The following is a 10,851-nucleotide window of genomic DNA, read 5'->3' on the forward strand; positions in this document are numbered from 1 at the left end:
GTCTTAAGAGCAGATAAACCTTAAAACAGGGCCACCCCGCACATGTTCGACTCCGCACCCTTGTTGCGAGACGTCTTTGGATTCGACGCCTTCCGCCCCGGGCAGGAAGAGATCGTCGATGCCGTGACCGCAGGTGAAAACGTGCTGGCGATCATGCCGACAGGCGGTGGAAAGTCGTTATGTTTTCAACTGCCTGCCCTGTTGCGGGACGGCGTGACCGTAGTGATTTCCCCCCTGATCGCTTTGATGCGCGATCAGGTGCGCGGGCTGCAGGAAGCCGGTGTTGAGGCCGGTGCGCTTACTTCGGGCAATACACCTGAAGAAACCGATGCGGTGTGGGAGGCGCTGGAGGCTGGACGGCTCAAGTTGCTTTACATGGCCCCCGAACGTCTGGCCGCCGGGTCGGCCCTGGGCATGCTGCGGCGGATCAATGTCAGCCTGATCGCTGTGGACGAGGCCCATTGCGTCAGCCAATGGGGCCATGATTTCCGCCCAGACTACCTGCGGATCGGAGAGCTGCGGCGCGCCCTGAACGTACCGCTGGCGGCTTTCACAGCGACTGCGGATGCGGAAACGCAGGATGAGATTGTCGAGAAACTGTTCGACGGTACTGCGCCGCGTAAGTTTCTGCGCGGCTTTGACCGGCCCAATATCCATCTGGCCTTTGCCGCCAAGGATGGGCCCCGCAAACAAATCCTCGACTTCGCCGCCGCCCGCAAAGGGCAATCCGGCATCGTTTATTGCGGGACGCGTAACAAAACCGAAGTGCTGGCCCAGGCCCTGCGCGCCGAAGGTCACAGCGCCTGCCATTATCACGGTGGAATGGACCCCGAGGATCGCCGTATCGTCGAAACCCGTTTCGCGCGTGAGGACGGCCTGATCGTCGTCGCCACCGTGGCGTTCGGCATGGGGATCGACAAGCCCGACATTCGCTGGGTTGCCCACGCGGACCTGCCCAAATCGATCGAGGCCTATTATCAGGAGATCGGGCGCGCCGGGCGTGATGGTGGCCCGGCTGAGACGCTAACCCTGTTCGGCCCTGACGACATCCGCCTGCGGCGGTCACAAATCGATGAAGGTCTTGCGCCTCCCGAGCGTCGTATGGCCGATCACGCGCGTCTGAACGCCTTGCTGGGATTGGCCGAAGCGCTGGAATGCCGCCGTCAAACCCTCTTGGGCTATTTTGGCGAGCAGGCCGCGCCCTGTGGCAAATGCGACCTGTGCGATACGCCACCCGAAGTGTTTGACGGGACAACCCCTGTCCGCATGGCCCTGTCCGCGATCCTGCGCACCGAGGAATGGTTCGGCAGTGGTCATCTGATCGACATTCTTCTGGCCAATGAAACCGACAAAATCCGCGCGCGTCGCCACGATGTGCTATCCACCTGGGGCATCGGCAAGGACTGGTCCCGCCCGCAATGGCAAGCCATCTTCCGCCAGATGATGGGTCACGATCTGGTGCGCCCCGACCCTGAACGCCACGGCGCATTGCGCATGACCGAAGCGGCCAAGCCCATTCTGAAAGGCGAAGCGCAGATCAGCCTGCGCAAAGATACGATCCGCAAGGCCACGCGCCGCCCGGCCGTCAAAGCCATGGTCGCTGAAGAGGACGCGCCATTGCTCTCGGCCCTCAAGGCAAAACGCCGCGCGCTGGCAGAATCCGCGCGGGTGCCTGCCTATGTCATCTTCCCTGACCGCACCCTGATCGAAATGGCTGAAACTCGCCCGATGACTTTGGACGACATGGCTCGGATTGGCGGGGTCGGCGCGAAAAAGCTGGAGCGCTACGGCGATATCTTCCTCGAAGTGATCGCCGGTTCGGTCGAGACGGTTCATCCGGCACGCCGCAAACTGGCCGGTCGGGATCAGGGTGAAACCTATGACCGTTTGCTGGAAGTACAATCTCAGTTGTCGCGCGGACCCGAGGGGATAGATAAACCCCTGACCTGCTCGGCCTCGCAACTGGCGAAGGTGGCCCAGTTGCGGCCGGGCGATGCACGCGGGATTGAGCAGGTGTTGGGCGAGCGTCGTCACGAAAGGTTTGGCACCGCCTTTCTGGACGTGCTGCGGGATGTGGGCTAGTTCGTTTCGCGTTTGAAAGGCGTCAAAAGTCACTGCCTCTCTCTGCGGTCGAACGCGCCTTTCGACAAAAACGCTTTTTATGAAACACAAAACGACCTAGATACGCCTGAACAGGCAAGGAAAGAGGGCGGATATGCTGGTAGTGATTTCCCCGGCCAAACGGCTGGACTGGGCTGAGCGCAATGTTGAGGCTACGCAACCCGATTTTCAGGACGACGCGATCCGACTGTCCAAAACCGCCCGTAACCTGACCTTGGGCGATCTGAAAAAACTGATGGATCTGAGTGACGATCTGGCGCGTCTGAATCGCGACCGCTATCGCGCCTTTTCAGACACCCCTGGTGCCGAGGCGACGCGCCCGGCGGCGCTGGCGTTTGCGGGCGACACCTATCAGGGACTGGAAGCAGCCTCATTGGACGCGGAAGAACTGGCCTGGGCGCAGGAACATCTGCGTATTCTGTCGGGACTTTATGGCGTGTTGCGCCCCCTGGATGCGATTCAGGCCTATCGGTTGGAAATGGGCAGCAAGCTGAAAACCCGTCGGGGTAAAAACCTGTACGAATATTGGCGCGATCAACTCAGTAAGGCGCTGAACGCTCAAGGTGAGGTAATTGGATCGGGCGTTCTGGTGAACTGCGCCAGTCAGGAATACTTCGGTGCCGTAGACGCGAAAGCCCTGAAGCTGCGCGTCATCACACCGGTGTTCATGGAAGACAAGAATGGCACCCCGAAGATCGTCAGCTTTTTTGCCAAAAAGGCACGCGGTGCTATGGCGCGCTATATCATTCAACGCCGCCTGACTGACCCCCAGGCATTGCTGGAGTTCGATACGGGTGGGTATGAATATCGTGCCGACCTGTCGGAAGAGGGTAAACCGGCCTTTGTCAGACCTTATGCGGCCTGAGCTCCTGGCAACTTGGTCGACGGGACTTTCAACTACGGTTTGAGATTTCGAGTCAGAGCGAGGGGCCAGCCCCTCGCGCTCCCCGGGATATTTTCAGCCAGATGAAGTGGTATCCTGCACAGGATGATTATTGGCGACACTGCTTACCCCATCGGGTTGATGTTCCAGGATCATCTGATGAATGAGGTTTTTGTGCAGCGGTTTCGTCAGGTAATGATCCAACCCGGCTGACAGGATGCCCAGATCGTCGCCTGCCATGGCATGGGCGGTCAGGGCGACAATCGGCACATGACGGCCTGTTTCGATCTCAAGCCTGCGAATTTCGGCAGTGGCCTGTTTGCCGTCCATTTTCGGCATGGAAATATCCATGAAGATCAAATCCGGATCGAACTCCTGAAAGATCGCAACGGCTTCGACCCCATTGGTCGCGAAGCGCAGGTCGATATCCAGGTCCTTGACCATTTTTTTCAGGATCAACTGGTTGGTACGATTGTCCTCTGCCGCAAGAACCTTCATGCGCCTTGTTTCCAAAGCCGCGATTTCGTCAATATTAGAGTCTGAATTATGCGGTAATGACCGACCCTCGGACGGTGTTGGGCATTTGAGAGCCATCAGTCTGCAATACAATTCCGCCCTGGGAATTGGTTTCTGCAAGACGCCATCAATCAGGTCGCGCGCGGGGTGAGTGTGGATCAGCGCAGGGTTCGCGGACATCACGATGACCGGAACGTCCCCCCAACCGCGATCCTTGAGTGAAGTCGCCAGGTCCAATCCGTCCATGTCTGGAAGATCATGATCGCATAGTACAAGTTCAATCGATTCCTTCATTTCTGCCAACGCTTCAGCCCCAGAGGCGCAAACCGTAACGTCTGCGCCCAGCCGACCGAGCTGTTTCGCCAGAATGGCCCGGTTTACGGCCATATCTTCGACCACCATGACGTGCTTCACGCAATCTGCCAGTTTCGGAGGTTCGGGCTGTGGGCCTTCTGCCGTGGGCAGCGACACACGAAAGCCAAAACAGGACCCCTGCCCCTGCTCGCTTTCCACCCAGACCGAGCCACCCATCATGGTGATCAGGCGCTGCGTAATGGCAAGACCAAGGCCGGTACCCTCAAACTGGCGATTGCGTTCGTCTTCGACCTGATTGAACTCTCCGAAAATGTGACTGATTTTCTCGGCGTCGATACCGATACCGGTATCCTCGATGGCTATATGGACATCGCAGGTCTGAGTTTGGGAATGTGGAACGCCAGTCACCCGGACCAGCACATGACCATCCGCAGTGAATTTGACCGCGTTGCCAACCAGATTGGTCAGAACCTGCCGTATTCGGCCAGGATCACCCACAAAAAGCGTAGGCAGGAAGAGGTCATAATCCACCAGCAAGGTAAGCCCTTTGTCGCGCACGCTGGGTTGCAGCAACATCGCGACCTCAAGGATACAGCGCTCCAGATCGAATGGCTCGGGGTGCAGAACCAGCTTGTCAGCCTCGATCTTGGAGTAATCGAGCACGTCGTTTATGATGACCAGCAACGCCTCGCCCGAATTGCGGATCGTGTTGACGTAAAGCCGCTGCTCTTCGTCCAGCGGAGATTCGTCCAGCAATTCGGTCATTCCCACGATACCGTTCATCGGCGTGCGGATTTCATGGCTCATATTGGCCAGAAAGGCTGATTTGGCCCGGTTAGCCGCTTCTGCCCGTTCACGCGCAACTTTCAGTTCGGTTTCATGCCGGACCGATGCGGTGATATTCAGGGCAAGGCTGACCACATCACCGCCGTTGCCCCGTTGATCAATCAGGCGGATGTAATGACCATTCCACAGTTGCACAACGATCGGAGGTGGATTGGCGCGATCCCAACGCGTCTGCATACTGGCCTGCCAGTCCTCGACGGCTTCGTCACCGATATCCACAATGCCTTCCGAAGTCAGCAACTGCAGAATACGCTGATAGGAAATCCCCGGCGCAACTTCATCCAAACCCTCAAAAACGCTCAGATATGCGGCGTTTGCGCTGATCAGTCGGCTGTCGCCGTCAAAAAAGGCAAATCCGTCCTGAATGGTCTGAATCGAATGCCAAAGGCGGCGTTCAGCGACCTCGATCTTGGCATGAGCAACGGTCAGATCGGACTTGACCTTTTCGTTTTCGCCGCGAACGGTTTCAACCTCGGCCTGCGTTTCGCCGATACGTTTGGTCAGGGCCATGGCGTGCTGGCCCAGTTTGCGATTGGCCGCCGAAAGTTCGGCCTGTTTCAGGGCCAGCATACGTTCGGCCGCCAGACGTGCGCGCCGTTCCTGTGCCAGTTTGTTTGCAAGACTCATGGTGATCGATTCCGGGACGTTCAAATCCCAGCATCGCGACAGAGAGTGAAAAACTGTTTAAGCCGTTGCGCTTGAGGCGCGCACCATGCAAGGCTGTGTTCAAAGAGGAGGGCATCATGCGCCACTTTGTTTTTATTTCAATAACTTACATCTTTTCATTTTTGATCCTACCCGCTGCCGTTCTGGCGCAGGATGCGGTGCCTGAATTCCGCTATATCACTTCGCGGGACACGGATTTCTACGGCTCGGATCTGGATGCTCTGTTCGATACCGATCTGAAATCCTGCATTCAGGCCTGTTCCGCCAATGACCAATGTACGGCGTTCACATACAACACCCGGTCTGATGCGTGCTTTCCCAAAAGCGGTGTAAATCGGCAGGAGGCGTATCAAGGCGCCATTTCTGCACAAAAGGTTCCAACCGCAGAACAGACCCTAACGCTGGGACAATCGCGCGCTGAGGTCTTGAATGTCATAGGCTCTGCCGATCTGGATCGCGCTGCAAAACAAGCCCGCGATTTGGGGTTTCTGCATTCGGCAGCGGGATACGATGTGCAGGCTGTTCTGGACGCGGCGCGCAGCGCTGGCAGTGTCACACAAGCGATGCAATGGACCGGCGTTGCCGTGTCCCTCAGCGATGCTTCGGATCTTTGGGTGGAATACGCGCGCCTGCTGCTGGCTATAAACCCCTCGAACCGAGGCGAGCGGCGAAATCTGCGCAAGCGCGCGCTGAATGCCGCTATCAATGGCTACCTGCGCGCCGAGGCCCCCGGCTCCGAGATCGCCGCCCTGATGACACTTGCAGACGCTCTGGAACAGGTTGAGCGCGGGCGCGATATGATCACCGTTCTTCGCCTGGCCGAACAGGTGCAACCGCGCGAAGACGTGCTGGCCGCACTGGACGATGCCATCGGGAAATACGGTTTTCGCGTTGTCGATAGTTCGGTCGAGAGCGATGCCGCTGCGCCGCGGATTTGTGTCGAGTTCTCTGAGCCGCTGGTCAAGGCCGGGGTCGATTACGATCCCTATGTTCAGCGCCGCGAGGACGGGTTGGTTGTGCAAATTGACGGCAAGCAGCTTTGCGTCGATGGGGTGGCCCACGGGCAGCGCTATCGCCTGACGCTGCGCCAGGGTTTGCCTGCCGCCTCGGGTGAAACACTGAACCGCAATATCGAACTCACCCATTATGTGCGCGACCGGTCGCCTTCGGTTCGCTTTCCCGGGCGCAGTTATGTGCTTCCGAAATCCGCTGACGCCGCTTTGCCGGTAGAGACGGTCAATGTCACCGAACTGGATCTGACCCTGCGTCGGGTCAGTGACCGGAATCTGTTGCGAGCGGTGCAACAGGACTTTTTTGGCCGTCCGCTCAGCGATTGGCAGGAAAGAGAATTCTCGAATGAGATTGCCGAAGATATCTGGACCGGCACTGCCGAGGTTTCCAACCAGTTGAACCAGACCATGACGGCCCGTTTGCCCATGGCAGAGGCCATCGCTGATCAACCCGCAGGTATCTATACGCTGACCGCTCGCGTTCCCGGGGCTGACCCCTATGACGATCCGGGCGCAACGCAGTGGTTTGTGCTGTCTGATCTGGGAATCAGCACCGTGCTTGGCACGGATGGTCTGCACCTGACCGTGCGTGGGCTAAGCGATACGGCACCGCGTGCGGGTGTGAGGGTCTCGTTGGTCACGAATGCAAACGCGGTCATTGCAACTGCGGAAACCGACGAAACCGGCTATGTCAGCTTCGATCCCGGCCTGACGCGCGGCAAAGGGGCCAGTGCGCCTGCGCTGGTGACAGTTTCGGACGGGAACAACGATTTCAGCTTTTTGTCCCTGACCGACCCCGCCTTTGACCTGTCGGATCGCGGCGTCGAAGGGCGCGCGCCGGCGGGGCCGATTGATGTGTTTCTGACCACAGATCGGGGTGCTTACCGGGCCGGGGAAGTCATCCACGTCACCGCCCTGTCTCGCGACAGTGAGGCTCAAGCCATCGAAGGGCTGCCGCTGACCGCAATCCTGTATCGTCCGGACGGTGTGGAATATCGACGTTCTGTTTCGGATGGTGGCGTTGCCGGGGGTCATGTGTTTGCCCTGCCTGTTGCCGCAGATGTTCCGCGTGGAACATGGAAGATTGAGATCAAATCCGATCCCAAAGGTGATGCGCTGGCGCGTAAGACGGTATTGGTCGAGGATTTCCTGCCGGAACGTATCGATTTCGACCTGTCCCTGCCCAGCGCGCCTTTGCGACCCGGTGACAGTCCGCCGCTTTCCATAAATGCACGCTACCTGTTTGGTGCGCCGGGGTCTGACCTGAGCATTGACGGTCAGATCGTTGCCCGCCCTGTCGACACGGTTCCTGGCTACGAAGGGTATCGTTTTGGTCGTTACGATGCAGAGACCTCAATCAAGAGCACGTATTTCGGTGACATGCGCACGGACGCAGCAGGTCAAGCCACCATCTCTGTCGAAATCCCTGTATTAGAGACTGAAGGTAAGCCGTTCGAGGCCGAGATCATCGCGCGTCTGGCCGATGGCTCGGGCCGTCCGGTGGAACGCCGCCTGACGGCTCCGGTTCTGCCGCCACAACCTGTGATCGGTGTCAAACCCCTGTTCGACGAGGTTGTTCCCGAAGGCACCGAGGCCGCGTTCCAGATCGTCGGCCTTGCCCCTGATCTGACCCCCAACCCGATGCGCCTGCGCTGGACGCTGAACAAGGTTGAAACGCGGTATCAATGGTATCAGCTCTATGGGGATTGGAATTGGGAACCAACAACCCGCCGCAACCGCATCGCGACCGGAGAAGTCGACGCCACCACGAACCCTCTGACGCTGACGCAGCCTGTGGATTGGGGCCGTTATGAACTGGTGGTGCAGCGTATCGACGGTCCATATGCCGAAACCGCTGTCGAGTTCCATGCGGGTTGGTATCAGGCCGCCGATGCCTCGACCACGCCTGACCGGCTCGAAATGTCGCTGGACCGTGACAGCTATCGCGCGGGGGAAACGGCGCGGTTGCGGATCGTGCCGCGCATGGCCGGTGTCGCCCAGATCGAAGTTCTTTCGAACCGGTTGATCCATCGCCAGACGGTTGAAGTGCCACAGGGTGAGACAGTGATACCCCTTGAGGTTACGCGTGATTGGGGTGCAGGTGCCTATGTCACCGCAACCGTGATCCGCCCGATGGATGTCGCGGCCGGTCAAAACCCGGCGCGTGCCATGGGCGTGTCCTACGCCGCCATCGATCCGGCGGATCGCAAACTGTCCGTGACCATCGATGTGCCCGAGGTGACGTCGCCACGTCAGACAGAAAAAGCCCGCATTAGGGTCGAAAATATTTCGAACAGTGATCCTGTATGGCTGACCGTGGCGGCTGTGGATGCCGGCATTCTGAATCTGACGAGTTTCGAAAGCCCGGACCCTCAGGGATATTATTTTGGGCAGCGACGTTTGGGCGTTGATCTGCGCGACGTCTATGGGCGTTTGATCGACGGCATGAACGGGGCCATGGGCACAGTTCGATCCGGCGGTGACGCGGATAACGGGATGCGCCGCCAGTCTCCACCGCCGACACAAGACCTGATGGCAGTGTTCAGTGGCCCGATTGAAGTCGGCATAGATGGAGAGGTCGAGATCGATGTTCCCCTACCCGCCTTTAACGGAACTGTCCGATTGATGGCCGTAGCGTGGTCGCCCAAAGCCGTTGGGCAGGCCGAGGCCGAGATGATCGTCCGCGACCCGGTGGTTATCACCGCCAGCCTACCGCGATTCCTTGCCCCCGGCGATCAAAGCAGGATGCGGCTTGAGATCGTCCATGCCGACGGCACGCCCGGAGAAATGGCGCTTGGCCTGACAGCATCCAGCGGGTTGGAGTTGGGCACAGCTCCGACCAACTTTGTCCTTGAAGACGGCGGCAAGGCGGTCTTTGACGTCCCGATCACGGCCAATGTTGTTGGCGACCCCGAGATCAGTGTCTCGATCACCACACCAGATGGGCGCGACCTGTCGCAAACCTTGCGGATGCCGGTTCGGGCCAACGATCCGGTGATTGCCCAGACACGGCGTTTTGCCTTGGGTGCAGGCGACAGCTTCCTGTTTTCGCAGGACGTGTTTGACGGGTTTCAGCCCGGCTCGGCCAAGGCGATTCTGTCTGCCGGAGCATTGGCAAAGTTCGACACGCCCGGTCTGTTGGATCAGTTGAACCGATACCCCTATGGCTGCACTGAACAGATCACCAGCAAAGCGTTGCCGTTGCTTTACCTGTCATCCGTCGCGCAAGCCTCGGGGCTGGGCGACGGTCCTTTGGTGGATCTGCGCATTACGGAAGCGATCCGCAGCATCCTGACCCGTCAGGCCGCAAATGGGGCCTTTGGCCTATGGCGCGCCGGCAGCGGGGATTTCTGGCTGGATGCCTATGTGACCGATTTTCTGTCCCGCGCCCGTGCACAAGGGCATCCCGTACCGGACCGGGCCTTCGCTCAGGCCATGGATAACCTTCGAAACAGGGTCAATTACGCGCCGGATTTCGATGCAGGCGGTCAGGATATTGCCTATGCGCTGATGGTTCTGGCGCGGGAAGGCGCAGCCTCGATGGGCGATCTGCGCTACTACGCCGATGTCAAAGGGGACGCGTTCGACACCCCTCTGGCGGCGGCGCAGCTGGGCGCGGCATTGGCGTCTTACGGAGATCAGACGCGGGCAGACGCGATGTTCAACCGCGCCGCTCGGATGCTGGACCGGCAACAGGACGAACAACAGACCTATTGGCGCGCGGATTACGGCACCCGCCTGCGGGATGCGGCGGGTCTGTTGACCCTCGCCGTGGACGCGGGCAGCGATGCAGTCGACCGCGACGCTTTGATCCAACGGGTGAGCGCTGGCCGCACACCGCTGTCCACTCAGGAAGCCACGTGGTCCCTGCTGGCGGCCCACGCGCTGGTTTCTGACCCGTCTGGATCGGGTTTGACGGTCAACGGAGCGCCGGTTTCTGGTCCGTTCGTGCAGGTTCTCCAATCCGGACAGTCGGATGAGGTCAACATCATCGCCAGCAACGGTCAGGCAACAGATATCACCCTGACGGTCACCGGAATCCCGGAAATTCCGCCCGAGGCGGGTGGCCTCGGCTATGCGATTGAGCGGCGATATTACACAATGGACGGCGATCTGATCAACGAAAGCAGATTCGCCGTCGGCGAACGGTTCGTCACGGTTCTGATGGTAACGCCGTTCGAAAGCGGTGGAGCACGGTTGATGGTGGACGATCCGCTGGCCGCCGGCATCGAGATCGACAACCCGAACCTGCTGCGTTCGGGCGATGTGCGGTCGCTGGACTGGCTGAAGCTTTCCGACGCCACGCATACCGAGTTTCGATCAGACCGGTTCCTTGCCGCTGTCGATCTGTCCGGGCGTGAAACCGTGACGCTGGCCTATGTCGCGCGTGCCGTCACACCGGGTGTATTCCATCACCCGGCGGCCTCGGTCGAGGATATGTACCGCCCGCAGAACCGTGCGCGCACGGCGACCGGTCGGGTTGAAGTTCAGTGA

General features: G+C 59.4%; 4 protein-coding genes. 3 read left to right on the forward strand and 1 reads right to left on the reverse strand.

The window, feature by feature from the left end; all coding sequences use genetic code 11:
• Positions 1 to 42: 42 nt before the first annotated feature.
• Together recQ and yaaA are read left to right on the forward strand one after the other, a co-directional pair.
• Positions 43 to 2,082: a DNA helicase RecQ gene (gene recQ, locus ACR0LF_RS11755; protein WP_480579720.1), complete on the forward strand. Its 2,040-nt coding sequence runs from the start codon at positions 43 to 45 to the stop codon at positions 2,080 to 2,082.
• Between the two features lie 133 nt (positions 2,083 to 2,215).
• Positions 2,216 to 2,986 carry a peroxide stress protein YaaA gene (yaaA, locus tag ACR0LF_RS11760; protein WP_480579718.1) on the forward strand — a complete coding sequence of 257 codons (771 nt, stop codon included), beginning with the start codon at positions 2,216 to 2,218 and terminating at the stop codon, positions 2,984 to 2,986.
• A 93-nt stretch (positions 2,987 to 3,079) separates the two neighbouring features.
• Here the strand turns inward: yaaA and ACR0LF_RS11765 are convergent, their stop codons facing one another.
• Positions 3,080 to 5,308: a response regulator gene (locus tag ACR0LF_RS11765; protein WP_480579716.1), complete on the reverse strand. Its 2,229-nt coding sequence runs from the start codon at positions 5,306 to 5,308 to the stop codon at positions 3,080 to 3,082.
• Between the two features lie 116 nt (positions 5,309 to 5,424).
• Here ACR0LF_RS11765 and ACR0LF_RS11770 point away from each other — a divergent pair, with 116 nt between their 5' ends.
• Entirely contained in the window at positions 5,425 to 10,851 is a 5,427-nt protein-coding gene (locus ACR0LF_RS11770; protein ID WP_480579714.1) for an alpha-2-macroglobulin family protein, read from the forward strand.

Source organism: Ruegeria sp. E8, assembly GCF_056533985.1.